This window comes from Arcobacter acticola, assembly GCF_013177675.1.
Taxonomy (GTDB): domain Bacteria; phylum Campylobacterota; class Campylobacteria; order Campylobacterales; family Arcobacteraceae; genus Aliarcobacter; species Aliarcobacter acticola.
In genome coordinates this window covers 2,763,391-2,778,975 of record NZ_CP042652.1, presented here as the reverse complement: position 1 = coordinate 2,778,975, position 15,585 = coordinate 2,763,391, and the positions used below count along the sequence as shown (strand labels likewise).

The following is a 15,585-nucleotide window of genomic DNA, read 5'->3' as shown; positions in this document are numbered from 1 at the left end:
ATTAATAAATGAATAACATCTCAATCTTTGGTACAAGTAGTGATGCAGGAAAATCAACTATCACTTTTGTAATAGCAAAAATACTTCAAGACTTAGGTCATAGTGTTGCTCCCTTTAAAGCTCAAAATGTATCAAATAATTCTCATGTTTGTGATGATGGAAGTGAAATAGCTATCGCTCAGTATTTTCAATCGGAGGTTTTAGGTGTTGAGACTTCATATCATCTAAATCCTATTTTACTTAAATCAGGTCGTGGAAGTTCGGCTTCTTTAATAGTTGAGGGGAAAGTTGTGAGTAATAAAGATGTATTAGAGTATTACCGTGATTTAGACTTACTTAAACCTGCTGTAAAGAGATGTTTTGAGTATTTAGATGCAAAGTATGATTGTCTTGTTTGTGAGGGTGCTGGAAGTCCTGTGGAGTTAAATCTTATGGATAAGGATTTATCTAATATTTTTATTGCAACAGAATATAACACAAAAATCATATTAGTAGCAGACATAGAAAAAGGTGGAGTTTTTGCTTCGATTTGGGGAGTTTATAATCTTCTTCCAGAAAAGTTACGAAAAAATGTAATAGGTGTAATTGTAAATAAATTTAGAGGTGATTTATCACTTTTTGATGAGGGTATTAGAATCATAGAAGAGGATTTTAAAATTCCAGTTTTGGGAGTATTGCCATATCTTCCTTTTAATTTAGGATTTGAAGATAGTGCATCTTTGAAAAACTTTGTTCAACATCCAAGAAATAAAAAACTTGATATTGCAGTTATTTCATATCCACATATGAGTAACTACAATGACTTTGAACCTTTAATAGCAGATGAAGAAGTTTTTGTAGAGTTTGTGAGTTCTAATATTTCCCTTGAAAAGTTTGATTTAGTGATACTTCCAGGAAGTAAGCTTGTAATCAAAGATTTACTTTGGCTAAAAGAGACTGGTTTATTTGAACAAATACAAAACTACAAAAAAGATATTTGTGCCATTTGTGGTGGTTATGAAATGATGTTTAATTTTCTTGATGATAAGTATGCTTTAGAAAATGAACAAGCAGTAAAAGAGCAGGGCTTTGGTCTTATAGATGATATTGTGGTTTTTGAAAAAGAGAAGATTTTAGAGAAAAAAACTTATGATTTATTTGAAGAAAAAATAGAAGGTTTTGAGATACACCACGGTATGTGTGAAAAGTATCCACTATCTTTTGAAAAGGAAAATTTCAAAGGTACTTTTGTTCATGGAATTTTTGATAACAATGAGTTTAGAACAAAATACTTCAAATCAATTAAAAATGAATATATGGGTTTTGATTTTCAAGAGTATAAAAAACAAACCATAGATAGTTTTATTTCTACATTAAAAGCAAAACTAGATGTCAATCATATATTAAAAAGCATCACTTAAAGAGTTGATGCTTTTTTTATAATACTATTTATCATATTTTTAAATATAAAGTAGTGTAGGGGAACTAGGCTATACCAATAGAGTCTTCCAAATACTCCTTTTGGATAGAAGTAGGCTGATTGGATTAGTTTATTATCTTTGATTTTAAACTCAAGCCATGCCTCTCCTGGAAGTTTCATTTGTGCGTATAATAAAAGTCTTTCATTTTCTTTCAAATCTACAACTTTCCAAAAATCCAAACAATCACTAATTCTTAAATCACATTGGCTTCTTCTTCCTCTTTTTAAACCAACTCCACCAATCATCTTATCTATGAAACCTCTTAGTTCCCAAAGGAAGTCAAAAGCAAACCAACCATTTTCTCCTCCAATAGAAGTAAAAGCTTGATATACTTTTTGAGCTTGAATATGTGAGATGTCTGCTTCTTTTCTATCCATATATAAAGCTTGTGAGATTTCATTTGAGCTATTTTTTTCCCAAACACCATTTGCTGTATCATTCCATCTACTTATTACTTGATTTTCTTCTATCTCTTTTATTGCATTTCTTACAGAGTCTTCATATGAAATAGGCTGTATTTGAGGGAAATATTTTTTAGCATGGTCATTTTGTATGGTTACTTCTGATTTAAGTCCTTCTATTAATGCTTTTGCCACACTAAAAGGAACGGGTGTAAAAAGGTTCAGCCAATATGATGAGATATTAATACTCATAAAAGGAAGAGGAATAATAACTCTTTTTAGTCCTAAGGCATTTGCCGTTCCTATCATCATCTCTTTATAACTTAAAGCCTTACTTCCAATATCAACTATTAGATTTTCTTTTGTTTCTAGATTTATAGCTTCCTGTAAATATGATAAAACATCATCTATTGCAATTGGTTGAGCTATAGTATTTACCCATTTAGGAGTGGTCATTACTGGAAGTTTTTCTGTTAGATTTCTGATGATTTCAAAACTAGCACTTCCTGAACCTATTATTACTCCTGCTCTAAACCATATTGTTTGAACATTTTTATTAGAACTAAGTATTTCTCCTGTTTCAATACGAGAAAGTAAGTGTTCGCTTGTATCATCATTTTTAACTCCAAGACCACCTAGATAGATTATTCTTTTTACCCCACATTCAACTGCTACATCTAAAAAGTTTTGAGCTGAGATTTTATCTAGGTCTTTATAGTTTTCATTACTTAAAGAGTGTATTAGATAATAAGCAGTATCTACATCTTGAAGAGCTATTTTTAGAGCATCTTTATTAAAAGTGTCACCTTCAATTATTTCTACTTTTTTTTCTAACTCGCAGACACTTTTTTTATTTCTAACCAAAAGTCTTAGTTTTATATTTTTATCTTCTAGAAGCTTTTGTTTTAATCTTCTTCCTATATATCCAGTTGAGCCTGTTAATAAAACTTTCATGATGGACTCCTTTTACTAAACTAATGCTAATATTCCATAAAATTAATTATATCACTAATTGAAAATTTAGAAATAGGGAATTTGTAGGTTCAATGTATTATGAAGTAGCTTTAATCGCATATATTATAGATAGATTTTTTGGAGAATTCCATGAATTAAAATTTCTCAAACATCCTATTGTTTTCATAGGAGATTATATCTCTTGGTTTGAGAAAATTTTTTATAAGGATTCAATTTTTAGAGGTATTCTTTTATCATCGTCATTATTGATTATTGTTTTTATAGTGTCTTATTTCTTTTCCTTATTTGATAATATTTATGTACAAGGATTTTTAGCATCTTTTGCACTTTCATCTAGAATGCTTTATGATGCAGTAAAAGATGTGATTTCAAATGATGATATTAAAATAAAAAGAAAGAAGATCTCTATGTTAGTAAGTAGAGATACATCAAATCTTAGTAATACAGGTGTAAATAAAGCAGCCATTGAAACGTATGGTGAAAACTTAAATGATGGAGTGATTGCGCCACTTTTTTATCTTTTATGTTTTGGAATTGTAGGTGCTTTTATGTATAAAGCTGTTAATACTCTTGATTCTATGGTTGGATATAGAAATGATAAGTATGAACGATTTGGTAAGTTTTCTGCACGTTTGGATGATGTGGTAAATTTTATACCAGCAAGAATAACAGCTGTTTTAATTGCTATATTATTTTTTAGTAAAAAGGCATTATTTAACTTTAGAAAATATGGAAAGAAACATGAAAGTTTCAATGCAGGACTACCTATATCAGCTTTAGCACTAGCTATTAATGTTAGACTTGGCGGTCCAACTTCATATTTTGGAAAAATAAAAAATAAGCCTTATTTTGGGGATGGAAAAATAAATATAGAAGATAGCGATGTTTTACATGCTTTGAAACTTAGAAATCGTTTAGATGTATTTATTATAATTGTATTAATTTTAGGAGTTTTATGATGACTTATGAAGAGTGGTTTATCCAACAGGGTAATCTACATGCTAATGTAATGAAAAAATTAACAGATAAATCAGTTGATGAGGTAATAGAGTATTTCAAATTTGAAAATATGGTGAAAAATGAACCAGACTTTTGTCCACTTTATAAAGACAATAAAAAATGCCATGATATGGAAGATTTAAATTGCTATTTGTGTGCCTGTCCAAATTTTAGATATAAAATGGAAGGTTTTGAAAAAACAGATGATGGGAAAACTTTATTTTCTGTTTGTAATATCAAGTCTAGAGATGGTTCTCAATATATAGGTGAGGATTATATTCATCAGAACTGTTCAGGCTGTATAGTGCCTCATAGAGCTAAATATATTAAAAAACATTTTAATAGAAATTGGTTTGAAGTAATGAAAGATGTAAGACCAAAGCCTTAAATATAAAAATAAAGAGGAAACTATTTCATCATATTTATGATAAAAAAGTTTCTTCCACCCTCGTATTTATATTCAAGTTTATATCCATGTAAACATACAATAGTTTTTACAATATAAAGACCAAGCCCGAATCCATCACTTCTTTTTTCTTCTTGAGAGAACGCTTCTGTATAGTATGCAAGTTCATTATTCAAAGGTTCTCCTAAAGAAATGATTTCTATTCTTTCTTTATTTGCATTTATAATTGCTTTTTTATTTGGAGAGAATTTTATAGCATTATCAATTAAATTTTTTAGTGCAATTGACATCATAGATACATCAACTTCAAATTTGAAATCTCTTATTTTAGTAGCTATATTCTCAGGATTTATCATCATGATTTCTAAGGTTCTTGTATAGATATTAAAAAAAGATGTTTCTTCTTTATAAATCATAGTATTTTTAGAAGTTAGCTTTTCAACAGTCGCTAGCTCTTTGATAATATCATCCATTCTTTTAAATGCTCTTTGAAGAGTTTCTCTTTTATTGTCATCATTTAAAGTTTCTGCAATAAACATAGCCTTAGTAATAGGGGTTTTAAGCTCATGCATCATATTTCTCATAAATAAATCTTTTGATTTAGATTGATTATTTATGATATTTATAGCTTCATTAAAACTTTTTGCAATGGTACCAATTTCATCTGTACTTGTATAATTTAGTTTTATGTCTTTATTTCCATTTGAAAACTCAATAATTTGTTTATTTAATATTTTTAAAGGTCTTAATTTTCTTTTTAGAACTTCATATAAAAATAAAAATGTAAGTAAAGATATAACAAATCCAACGATTATAAAAGCCATACTGTAGTTGTTGTTGTCAGAATCTTTTAGCATTAAGTTATAACCATATTGCTGTACGTAAATGTAGTATTTATCAGCATATTTATATACCCTATAAGTTCCTAAATAGTTTTGTGTTATTGTTAATTCTTGTGCATTTTTAATGATTTTTAATTTTCTATCTCTATCTTCAATAGGCGTAACTTTAAATTTCTTATATAAAGCAAGTAAAGATTCAACGGTTGGTTGATTTTGAAATGAACTTAAAAAGTTTTCTGCAATCAACTCATATCTATTTTGTAAAGCAATCTCATGTTTTTGTTTATCATGATTAATAAACATTCCAAAAGTTATAAAAATAGATACAAGAGCTAATGAAAAAATAATATTAATAAAAGTCGATATGGAAACATTTCTAATCATATTAACTGATATCCGATACCTCTTACTGATTTAATATGTGTGTTGTTATGATCGATTTTCCCTAGCTTTGTTCTAATTCTTGAAATAATTACATCAATATTTTTAAGTGATGAATCATCTTCTATATTATCACTTGCATAAATAAAATCTTCACGTGCAACTACACCATGATTTCTTTGAATAAGTAATTTCAAAATATCATATTCTGCAAGTGTTAAAGTAAGTGCAGTGTCTTTAAATAATATTTGCATATCACTTTCTTTAATTTGAAACATAGAGTTTGTTTCAACTTTTTTTGTTTCGTTTTTTGTTTCAACTCTTTTTAGAATAGTTTTAATTCTAGCTTGAAGTTCTCTTGGGTTATAAGGCTTTGGAAGATAATCATCTGCCCCTCTTTCTAATCCCATAACTTTATCGAGAATGTCATCCCGAGCTGAACTTATGATAATAGGTATATTTGACTTTTCTCTGATTTTTGGAATTAATTCAAGTCCATCAATTTCAGGAAGAGTTAAATCTAAAATAATAAGTTGATAGTCTTTGTGTACATTTAACATAGATAGACCATTATATGGACTATCTGTATTTGTAACTTCTATATCAAATGATTTTAAATAATCTGAGATGATTTGAGCTAATTCTAAATCATCTTCTATCATAAGTACTTTTGTAATGGGAAATCCTTTATTGTGTTACGAATAGAATAGTTTGACCATATCTATTTACATAAACTCTTTTATATTTTTCTTTATATTTTTTTAATGCTGCATCAATATTTGCAAACGTTTTGATTTCAATGTCTTCAATTTGAATAATAACATCGCCTGATTGAAAACCTGATTCCTCAGCTTGTGATTTAGGCTCAACATCTGAAATCAGTATTCCTGTTATTTCTGTTGGTAATCTAAATTTCTTTTGATTTTCTGCATCAATTAAACTTAATTTTAATCCACCAAGAACAGGTACTGAACTATCCGTTTGAACTTCTGCAAGACTTGAAGTTCTATCTCCTAATACAATATTTAAATCAATATCTTTTCTATCTCTTTCAACTTGAAGTACAATTTTCTCTTCAGGTTTAAAAGATGCAATTGTATTTTGTAAAGAAGTTCTATCTTTTACAGCTTTTCCATTTATTGCATAAATTAAGTCACCTCTTTTTAGTCCATATTTAGAAGCTGGAGTATCAGCTGATATATCTAAAATTAAAGCACCTTCTTTTCTTTTATAAACTTTTGCTAGTTCATTATCAACATCACCAATAGCTACACCTAAATAACCACGTGTTACTTTTCCATCTGCTACTAGTTTTGTAACAACATCTTGAACCATTGCAATTGGTATTGCAAAGCCAATTCCATTATTTCCACCACTTTTAGAAATAATAGCTGTATTAATACCAATTAAAGCACCACGACTATCAACTAAGGCACCACCTGAGTTTCCAGGGTTTATTGAAGCATCTGTTTGAATATAGTTTTCATATCTATTAATTCCAACTTTATTTTTATTTAAAGCTGAGATAATTCCTTGAGTAACTGTGCTTCCAATACCAAATGGATTTCCAATTGCAAAAATTAGATCTCCTACTTTTAAACTATTTGAATCACCAATTTTGATTGGAGTTAATGTTTTTTCTGTTTCGATTTTAATAACAGCCATATCACTGTCTGCATCACGACCTATTAATTTTCCATTATATTCAGTTGTATCATCACCAATTGTAACTGTGATTTCATCTGCATTTTCAATAACATGATTATTAGTTACAATATATCCCTCTTTTGAAACAATAACACCTGATCCTAAAGATCTTTGAACTCTATTTTGTTTAAATTGATTTTCACCAAATTGATCACCAAAAAATCTTTTAAATAATGGATCGTTGAACATTTGTTGTAATGGAACTGAATCTAAATTTGTATCAACGTGTTTTTTTGCGGAAATATTTACTATTGAATTTACTGAATTCTTAACACTGTCATTAAAAGATAAAATTTCATTATTTGAATTTGGTGTAACTCTTACTGGATTTTTATCCATCATCTCAAAATCTATAGTTTTTGCAAATAGTTGAGTTGCAATTAATGTAGAAATAATCAAAAGTTTTTTCTTCACTTTTAAATCCTTTTTTAATTTTTATATATGTATGATTCTAAGCTAAAAGAGTAAACTATTTTCCAATCAATAGTTAATGCATGGTTAATAAATAGGGGTTCCTCCCTATTTATTTTTTATAAATCAGTTTTTAAAACTGCTCCAGAACTTGCATTTGTTACAAGTGCTCTGTATTGACCTAACCAAGAAGAGTTAAGAGGTTTTTTAAGAGGTACAAACTCAGCTTTTCTTTTTGCGATTTCTTCATCACTTAAATTTACTGATAAAACATATGCATCTACATCAATATGAATTTCATCACCATCTTTTAATAATCCAATCATTCCACCCTCAGCAGCTTCAGGACTCACGTGACCAATAGATGCACCTCTTGTAGCTCCTGAAAATCTTCCATCAGTAATAAGTGCAACTTTATCTCCAAGTCCCATTCCCATAATAAGTGAAGTAGGTGCTAGCATTTCTTGCATTCCAGGACCACCTTTTGGACCTTCATATCTGATAACTACAACATCACCAGCTTTTACTTTTCCACTTACAATTCCTTTGATAGCTTGTGCTTGTCCATCAAAACAAACAGCTTTACCAGTCATTGCTCTAGCTCCTGTAATTCCAGCAGTTTTAATAACAGCACCTTGTTGCGCTAAGTTACCATAAAGAATAGCTAATCCACCAACTTGTGAATATGGATTATCAATAGTGTGAATAATATTTGTATCTTTGATATAAGAGTCTTTGATTTTTTCTAATAATGTTTCACCAGAGATTGTAAGGTTATCTAATAAAATATCATCACCTCTTTTACTCATCTCTTTCATAACAGCGTTTACACCACCAGCTTTGTTGATATCTTCCATATGAACAGTAGATAAAGATGGAGAAATTTTTGCAATATGTGAAACTCTTTTAGAGATTTTATTAATATCTTCAAGATTGAAATTAACTTTTGCTTCTCTTGCAATTGCTAACATATGTAAAACAGTGTTTGAAGAACCACCCATTGCCATATCAACTGCAAAGGCATTTCTAACTGCATTATCATTTAAAATATTTGTTAATTTATATTTTTCTCTTGCTTGTGCATCAAGTGCAATTTCACAGATTCTTCTAGCAGCTTGTCTATATAAAACTTCTCTTTCAGGTGTTAAAGCTAAGATTGTTCCATTTCCAGGAAGTGCAATACCCATAGCTTCCATAAGTGTATTCATAGAGTTAGCTGTAAACATACCTGAACATGAACCACCACTTGGACATGCATTACATTCGATATCTTTTAACTCTTCATCACTCATTTCACCTGCTTCATGTTTACCAACAGCTTCAAAAGCAGTTGCTAAATCAATAGGAGTTCCATCTTGAGTATAACCTTTTTCCATTGGTCCACCTGATACAAATATTGTAGGAACATTTACTCTTAAAGCACCCATAATCATACCTGGAACAATTTTATCACAGTTAGGAATGGCAATCATTGCATCCAATTTATGTGCATTCATTACTGTTTCAATAGAATTAGCGATTAACTCTCTTGAAGGTAATGAAAATAACATACCATCATGACCCATAGCAATACCATCATCAACACCAATAGTATTAAACTCAAATGGTACACAACCATTTGCTTTGATTTCTTCTTTTATAATAGCTGATACTTTATCTAAGAAAAAGTGTCCTGGAATTAACTCAATAAAAGAGTTTGCAACTCCAATAAATGGTTTTTCAAAATCTTCGTCTTTAAGTCCTGTAGCTCTTAATAACGATCTATGTGGCGTTCTATCAAATCCTTTTTTTACTTCATCACTTCTCACTGTATTATCCTTTAAAATATGCATAATTAATATGCTAGATTATACATTTTTTGCTGTTCAATTTTTATTAAATAGATAAATTTTTACAAATTTTAAAATTCTTTCAAAAAACTCTTGACAAGGTAAAAAAAATCTATTATAATTCCCGTCCAATTTAAGTAGATAATACCTAAGTTGCTTACCTAAAGTATATTGCGAGTGTGGCGGAATAGGTAGACGCGTTGGACTTAAAATCCAATTCCGGTTTCGGAGTATCGGTTCGATTCCGATCATTCGCACCATTATAATGTAGAGGGTTGACAGAGTTGGTCTATCGTACCGGTTTTGAAAACCGGCGAGGTGAAAGCCTCCGAGGGTTCGAATCCCTTGCCCTCTGCCATTATTTAAAATAAATCATCTAACTTTTTTCAATTTATGTGATTTATAAACCACTATACATTTCTGTTGGAGGTATAGCAAAGCTGGTAATGCCTCGGATTGCAAATCCGACATGCGTTGGTTCGAGTCCGACTACCTCCTCCACTTCATAATTTCAATCAATCTAATTTAATCTAAACAAATCCCAATAAATCAACATTTTTAAAGCATTCTTATGTTAATGTAATCTAACTTAATTCATATTAAACTAATATTTATTTGGGGGTATATTTGGGGGTTATATTTTACTCAAAAAGACATACCCCCAATTTATGGATAAAGAATCCTATGAGGGGCTTTAATGAGTAGAGAACTAAATCAACTAAAAGATACTGAAGTTAAACAAGCTAAACCAAAAGAAAAACAATACTATTTAAATGATGGTGGAGGGTTAAGACTTCAAATAAAACCTAATGGTAGTAAAATATGGGTTTTTAGGTTTATGTTAAATGGTAGCTCAAAAGAAACTACCTTCAAAAGTTATCCAACTACTACACTAAAAGAAGCAAGAGAAAAAAGAGCAGAATATAAAAAACTCATAGATAACAATATAAATCCAATAGATTATTTCAATAAAGAAAAAGAACAACAAAAGAAAGAAGAAACAAACAGCTTTAAAAACGTGATGTATCAATGGTTAGAAAATGAAAAACCAAATGCAAAAATAGAACAATACGATTGGAAAAAGAATCGTTTTGAAAAAGATGTTTTACCATATTTAAAAAACAAAAAAATGAATGATGTATCAATACAAGATATTGTAACAGTTATTAAAGCAAAAAATAAAACAGCACCAGAAACTGCATCTAAATTATTCGGATACCTAAAAAGCTTATTTGGGTTTGCTGTATTAAATGGATACTGTGAAAGAAATCTTTTAGTAGAAGTAAATAAAACACATCTTATCACTAAAAGAACAGTTAAGCATATGGCTCAAATTACAGATAAAGAAGTATTGAAAGAGCTTACAAATTCAATATACAATTATCACGGTAGTTTTAGTGTAAAGAACTGTTTGCGATTAGTGTTGCATATACCTTTAAGAGCAGAAAATTTATGTACACTTAAATGGAGTCAAATAGATTTTGATAAAAAGCTTATGACTATTCCTAGAAATCAGATGAAATTGAAAAATCCAAATTATGAAGATTTTAAAATGCCTTTATCCGATGAGGTAATATCTATACTAAAAGAACAAAAAAGAGAATTAATCCTACACACTAATAATCAAGATTATGTATTTCTTGGTTTTGATAATAATACACACATAAATAAAGAGAGTCCAAATAAAGCATTAAAGATTATGGAATTTAATAGAGAGGGTAGAAAAATAAGACTACACGGATTTAGAGGTACATTTAGGAGTATGATAGATACTTTAGATACAAAAGGACAATTTACTTATGAAGTAAAAGAAAGAGCCTTAGACCATCACGAAAAAAGTAAAGTTGTAAGAGCATATTCTCATAAAGGGGATTATTTTGAGCAGTTACAAGAGTTGATGACTTATTGGAGCAACTTCATTAAAAGTTTAAGAGAAATAAATGAATTATGAAGTCGCAATTAGTTCTTTTTTATAAACAAAATCTAACAAAAAACACAATACATATAATCTCTTAGAAAATATCGGTATTCAACTTATACAATTCATTTAAGTTTAAATCAGTCTAACATGATAATGATTTAACAATTTAAATTAAAGGCTCAATATGAGTAAAATTGAATACGTCGATATACAAACAAAAAAAATGTATAGAGCAAAAGAATTAGCAGAATATTTAGGAGTAGGATTATCTACAATATGGTTATATGCGAAACAAAAGAAAATTACAGCATATAAAATAAGCGATAAAGTAACAGTATTTAATATTGATGAAGTTGAAATAGCTTTATTTAGGAAAGTGGCTTAAAATGAATAATTGTGAACAGCCATCACATTTGGTGAGTATATTAAGTGATTTAATTGAGGGTAAAATATTAATCTCAACAGATATCCGTGCAAGTAATGCTAATCAATATTTTTGCATAATTAAAAAATGGGGTATTAATCTTATTGAGGTAAAAAAACAGAATTTAACCAATAGAGCTTATCATCTTGAAAGAAAATTAGATTTAGCATTTGATAACTTGGAAAAAGCAAAAGTTCATCTTAAAAGATTACAAAATAATAAATAAGAGAAGCCTAAAAATTTCTCTTTTTTTATGCTTTAAGATTATAAAAAATACCCCTTATAATGTGTATCAAGGTAATCTAACTATTAAAATAAAAAAAGAATAATAAGTCGTAAAGATTCCCGTAATAGTGGCTTACTTCAATATACAAATATACAGTTTAAGGAATCATCTTCTTAATGTAAGAAAGAAAAATTATGAATATACTACAAGAATTAGAAAATTTTATTAATGAATTTAATCAAGATAATAATGAAGAATTTAGCATAGATAGTATTAGGATTGAATTTAGTAAACAACATAAAAAGAAGAAATTAGATGGAATAGGTAAATGGGAAAAATTACAAAAGAATTCTAATATTTTGCATAAATTGAAAAATAGGTTAGGAGTAGATGAGGTTACAAGTGTGATGAGGTTAGAAAAACATAATATTTATTACTACAACAGCAACAAAGATAAACCAAAATACAGAACTGCAACAATGGTAATATTTGGATTAAAGCAATACCATAAATCCCCACCACCTCATCACATAGTTAGTAAGGTGTTATCTATTTTGAATAATGTAACTAATATTGATATTTGTTTAGATATTCCATATAAGCCAAAGATAGAATTATTAGAAAACTATTTCACGTTAAAACAGTTTATAACTAAAGATGGTGTATCAACAGATACTCATTATATTAACAATACCAATGCTTCTATGATAGAAAAGATTGTAATTTATGACAAGGCTTTAAAGAATGGCTTAGATTGTGTCTTATGGCGAATAGAAGCTCTTATTAGTATTCCTAATATAAAAGTGTTAGCTTTACCACTTCAAGAGTTTAAACGCATTACAGATTTACTAAAAGGTATAGAATGACTAAGCAACAAGTAGAAGAAAAAATAAAAGAAATCTTATCGAAAGATAAAAAGTACAAAGGTGTAAAAGTAACAATAGTATTTAAAGAAAAGAAATAGATTATTGTAACAGTATCAACAATAAAGAAAAGTCCATCATATTGGACAATACTCATCATATAAAAAAAGGTACTGTTGCGTGATTAAAGCCTAACCATGGGTGCTTGAACGCTTAATTTGTATATCTCGTTTAATATTTTTTTTCCACTATCCCCACTCTCTTTATTGTCTAAATAGTAGAAATATTTTTATTCTAACTAAAGGATTATATTGATACAATAACTAAATAATTTATAGGAGTATTTATGCTAAAAAAGAGTTTAATTTTGTTTGTGTTATTAGTGGGTAGTTTATATGGAGGTAATGCTACCGCTAATCAAGAAAAGTTATTGATTAACATAATTAGAGCAAGTAATTATTCTTGTGAAGGAATAGAATCAGCATTTCAAAGCTCTTATGATGGGAATTGGCTTGTTATTTGCACCAATGATACATCTTATGATGTTAACAAAACAGAACAATTTTGGGAAGTTAAAAAAAGACGTTGATTTTCTTTTTAGGTGTAGTTTAATTCTACACCCACTTTTTTAAATCTTTTTACAATTTTATATCATTTCTGTAAGTAGATATTCTCTAATATTTTTGGGAATATCATTGTATCTTTTACTCTTGAACCTCTTTTTTAATAAAATCACTTGATTTTGCCCTTTTATCATCTTTTAATTCTTTTTTGATTAGACTTCCATTATTTTATATGCTCCAATATGTAGTTTTCACTTGATAAAAAATTATATTTGGGGGTATATTTGGGGGTTTAAAAAGAAGTCAATGAAAAAAGTTCCTATTTTATGGATTATATGGTATTAATGTAGGAAGAGACTACCTCCACTCTTTCTATATAAATAATCATTTTAAAAACAATCAATTTTTTTACAATTTAGACCTATTTTTGACCGGATTTTGTCAGGGTGAAAATACTTACATTTTAAGAATTATTATGCACCGATATTTATAACCGGCGAGTTATAATATAACATACTTTTTTTATACAGACAATTGGGAGAGCGGTTTAATCCACTATCTTGGAAGGATAGCGTAGGGCAACCTACCGTCGGTTCAAATCCGACATTGTCTGCCATTACTTTAAATTAAATCAAACTCATCATTTTTTTTCTCAAATTAGACGCATTTTTGACCGGAATTTGTCAGGGTAAATTTATATACTTTTTTTTCAATCAGATAATGTGAATCTACAATCAACTACTTTTTTTTGTTCCAAATTTTCTTAAAGGTTGTGGAGTTTTGTCATTTTAACTTTCTGAACACTTTGTGGAACATGGAAAACTAATATGAGTGCTTCATGTTCCAAAATTAAGAGATTGTGAAACGGTTGCGGAGAGCCAATATTTTACCCAAGGGTGGGTAAAATATTGGCTCCTGCGTTTTGTTATAGCTTTTTACAAATCACCATCATAAAAAATTGTATCCAACATTGCTACTCTCTTACTCCATAACTCTTTTTCAATAATATCTTTAGGTTCGTCAGTATTGTACCATTCTGATTTATGAATTCTTTGAATTATTTCATCCCAATATCTTTCATACTCATTACTTTTTATATCTTTTGTTAAACCAAAATCTTCATACAGATATTTTTTATTTCCACCTGTGATACAAAAAAACACATCAGGTCTTTTCATTGCTAAAAGTCTACTAATTGTAATTACACCATAACCATAACCACTATGCTCTTTAAAATATTCTATATAATTCATATAGTCATTTTTTGAAACAATACCATTCATCGGGATACAATCCAGTGCCTCTGAAATATCTATATAATCTTCACTAATTCTTGTTTTAAATCTTGGACTAACCATATTTCCAAAGTACATCCAATTAAGTTCTGGATTATTTGTATCCTTGCTAGTTATACCAGAAATTTGACGTCTTTTTATATCTGTCATATTTGCAAAAGAACTATTTCGGAAATATTCTTGTGTTTTATTCAGTAACTCTAATCTAATTTCAAATGAATTGTTTTTGTCATTTTTAACTTCTTCAAAAAAGCTATTCCAATCTTGCATAATAATTTTCGATTTAAAAATAGGTTTAATATCAGTTTCAGAACTAAATTCATCTTGAATATCTAATAATTCTTTCGACTTTTTATTCCAGACTTTTAAATATGCTTGATAGTCATTATTTGTAAAACTAACTGCTGTTTCAAAATAGTTTTCAATTGCCTCAATAGTTTTTTTATATACTCCATGCGCATCTGTGTCATTACTATTAATATGAACTATTATTTCTGAATTATTTTGCATTGCTGCTTTTGTAAAATTAGCACTACCTATTAAACATTCCCAATCATTTTCATTGTTTTGAAATAAATAGATTTTTGGATGAAAAATCCCATTAGGATTTGTTTTGAATTTTACTTTTTCATCATCAATAAATTCTTTAATAAAATTTGGATGAGTTTGATAAAAATGAATACCAACTACAACTTTATTTATTTTATTTGAGTATTTTAACAATAATGGAAATGCCTTTGAACTTGCAGAAGCCCAAGCACTTGCAAATGAAATAGATTTATATGTTTTAATTAAATGGCATATAGTTGTTTCGATCTCATTTGGGGTTGTTAGTAATGTCATTAATATCCTTTGATGTTATTATGTTTTAAATGAACTAAT

14 protein-coding genes and 4 tRNA genes are annotated in these 15,585 nt (G+C 28.6%); 12 read left to right on the top strand and 6 right to left on the bottom strand.

The window, feature by feature from the left end:
- Window positions 1-8: 8 nt before the first annotated feature.
- On the top strand, window positions 9-1,400 hold the full coding sequence (locus tag AACT_RS14190) for a cobyric acid synthase (RefSeq protein WP_172127970.1): 1,392 nt from the start codon (window positions 9-11) through the stop codon (window positions 1,398-1,400).
- Here AACT_RS14190 and AACT_RS14185 read toward each other — a convergent pair.
- Window positions 1,397-2,815 carry an SDR family oxidoreductase gene (locus AACT_RS14185; protein ID WP_172127968.1) on the bottom strand — a complete coding sequence of 473 codons (1,419 nt, stop codon included), beginning with the start codon at window positions 2,813-2,815 and terminating at the stop codon, window positions 1,397-1,399. The two genes, AACT_RS14190 and AACT_RS14185, sit on opposite strands and share 4 nt — an antisense overlap.
- Window positions 2,816-2,907: 92 nt before the next feature.
- On the opposite strand from AACT_RS14185, the gene cbiB reads away from it, so the two are divergent.
- On the top strand, window positions 2,908-3,795 hold the full coding sequence (cbiB, locus tag AACT_RS14180; protein WP_172127966.1) for an adenosylcobinamide-phosphate synthase CbiB: 888 nt from the start codon (window positions 2,908-2,910) through the stop codon (window positions 3,793-3,795).
- Window positions 3,795-4,223 carry a hypothetical protein gene (locus tag AACT_RS14175; RefSeq protein WP_172128715.1) on the top strand — a complete coding sequence of 143 codons (429 nt, stop codon included), beginning with the start codon at window positions 3,795-3,797 and terminating at the stop codon, window positions 4,221-4,223. The genes cbiB and AACT_RS14175 overlap by 1 nt, the downstream gene beginning before the upstream one ends.
- A 20-nt stretch (window positions 4,224-4,243) precedes the next feature.
- Here the strand turns inward: AACT_RS14175 and AACT_RS14170 are convergent, their stop codons facing one another.
- From AACT_RS14170 to ilvD, 4 genes are all read right to left on the bottom strand, one after another.
- Window positions 4,244-5,467, bottom strand: a complete 1,224-nt coding sequence (locus tag AACT_RS14170) for an ArsS family sensor histidine kinase (protein WP_172127964.1) — start codon at window positions 5,465-5,467, stop codon at window positions 4,244-4,246.
- Window positions 5,464-6,141 carry a response regulator transcription factor gene (locus AACT_RS14165; protein WP_216658243.1) on the bottom strand — a complete coding sequence of 226 codons (678 nt, stop codon included), beginning with the start codon at window positions 6,139-6,141 and terminating at the stop codon, window positions 5,464-5,466. Before AACT_RS14165 ends, AACT_RS14170 begins: the two co-directional genes overlap by 4 nt.
- 10 nt (window positions 6,142-6,151) lie before the next feature.
- Complete coding sequence (locus tag AACT_RS14160; RefSeq protein ID WP_172127960.1) at window positions 6,152-7,585, bottom strand: Do family serine endopeptidase; 1,434 nt, start codon at window positions 7,583-7,585, stop codon at window positions 6,152-6,154.
- Window positions 7,586-7,701: 116 nt separating this feature from the next.
- Window positions 7,702-9,390 carry a dihydroxy-acid dehydratase gene (ilvD, locus tag AACT_RS14155; RefSeq protein WP_172127959.1) on the bottom strand — a complete coding sequence of 563 codons (1,689 nt, stop codon included), beginning with the start codon at window positions 9,388-9,390 and terminating at the stop codon, window positions 7,702-7,704.
- A 194-nt stretch (window positions 9,391-9,584) separates the two neighbouring features.
- Here ilvD and AACT_RS14150 point away from each other — a divergent pair.
- From AACT_RS14150 to AACT_RS14110, 9 genes are all read left to right on the top strand, one after another.
- A tRNA-Leu gene (locus AACT_RS14150) sits at window positions 9,585-9,671 on the top strand.
- A 9-nt stretch (window positions 9,672-9,680) separates the two neighbouring features.
- Window positions 9,681-9,769: transfer RNA gene (locus AACT_RS14145), tRNA-Ser, on the top strand.
- A gap of 67 nt (window positions 9,770-9,836) precedes the next feature.
- Window positions 9,837-9,912: transfer RNA gene (locus AACT_RS14140), tRNA-Cys, on the top strand.
- Between the two features lie 196 nt (window positions 9,913-10,108).
- The gene (locus tag AACT_RS14135; RefSeq protein WP_172127957.1) at window positions 10,109-11,362 is read left to right on the top strand and encodes a tyrosine-type recombinase/integrase; all 1,254 of its coding nucleotides are present in this window, start codon (window positions 10,109-10,111) and stop codon (window positions 11,360-11,362) included.
- Between the two features lie 154 nt (window positions 11,363-11,516).
- Window positions 11,517-11,717, top strand: a complete 201-nt coding sequence (locus AACT_RS14130; RefSeq protein ID WP_172127955.1) for a helix-turn-helix transcriptional regulator — start codon at window positions 11,517-11,519, stop codon at window positions 11,715-11,717.
- Between the two features lies 1 nt (window position 11,718).
- Window positions 11,719-11,982 (top strand): hypothetical protein, encoded by a 264-nt coding sequence (locus AACT_RS14125; RefSeq protein WP_172127953.1) that lies wholly within the window; start codon window positions 11,719-11,721, stop codon window positions 11,980-11,982.
- Window positions 11,983-12,176: 194 nt separating this feature from the next.
- Window positions 12,177-12,848, top strand: coding sequence for a hypothetical protein (locus AACT_RS14120; protein ID WP_172127951.1), 672 nt, complete (start codon window positions 12,177-12,179; stop codon window positions 12,846-12,848).
- Between the two features lie 427 nt (window positions 12,849-13,275).
- Window positions 13,276-13,434: a hypothetical protein gene (locus tag AACT_RS14115; protein ID WP_172127949.1), complete on the top strand. Its 159-nt coding sequence runs from the start codon at window positions 13,276-13,278 to the stop codon at window positions 13,432-13,434.
- A gap of 502 nt (window positions 13,435-13,936) precedes the next feature.
- Window positions 13,937-14,024 (top strand) — tRNA-Ser (locus AACT_RS14110).
- A gap of 319 nt (window positions 14,025-14,343) precedes the next feature.
- Here AACT_RS14110 and AACT_RS14105 read toward each other — a convergent pair.
- Window positions 14,344-15,546 carry a phospholipase D family protein gene (locus AACT_RS14105; protein WP_172127947.1) on the bottom strand — a complete coding sequence of 401 codons (1,203 nt, stop codon included), beginning with the start codon at window positions 15,544-15,546 and terminating at the stop codon, window positions 14,344-14,346.
- Window positions 15,547-15,585: the final 39 nt, after the last annotated feature.

Excerpts from the sequence above, each read along its gene's own strand:
- AACT_RS14190 (WP_172127970.1), top strand. The coding sequence starts at position 9 with ATGAATAACATCTCAATCTTTGGTACAAGTAGTGATGCAGGAAAATCA.
- AACT_RS14185 (WP_172127968.1), bottom strand. The coding sequence starts at position 2,815 with ATGAAAGTTTTATTAACAGGCTCAACTGGATATATAGGAAGAAGATTA.
- cbiB (WP_172127966.1), top strand. The coding sequence starts at position 2,908 with ATGTATTATGAAGTAGCTTTAATCGCATATATTATAGATAGATTTTTT.
- AACT_RS14175 (WP_172128715.1), top strand. The coding sequence starts at position 3,795 with ATGACTTATGAAGAGTGGTTTATCCAACAGGGTAATCTACATGCTAAT.
- AACT_RS14170 (WP_172127964.1), bottom strand. The coding sequence starts at position 5,467 with ATGATTAGAAATGTTTCCATATCGACTTTTATTAATATTATTTTTTCA.
- AACT_RS14135 (WP_172127957.1), top strand. The coding sequence starts at position 10,109 with ATGAGTAGAGAACTAAATCAACTAAAAGATACTGAAGTTAAACAAGCT.
- AACT_RS14130 (WP_172127955.1), top strand. The coding sequence starts at position 11,517 with ATGAGTAAAATTGAATACGTCGATATACAAACAAAAAAAATGTATAGA.
- AACT_RS14125 (WP_172127953.1), top strand. The coding sequence starts at position 11,719 with ATGAATAATTGTGAACAGCCATCACATTTGGTGAGTATATTAAGTGAT.
- AACT_RS14120 (WP_172127951.1), top strand. The coding sequence starts at position 12,177 with ATGAATATACTACAAGAATTAGAAAATTTTATTAATGAATTTAATCAA.
- AACT_RS14105 (WP_172127947.1), bottom strand. The coding sequence starts at position 15,546 with ATGACATTACTAACAACCCCAAATGAGATCGAAACAACTATATGCCAT.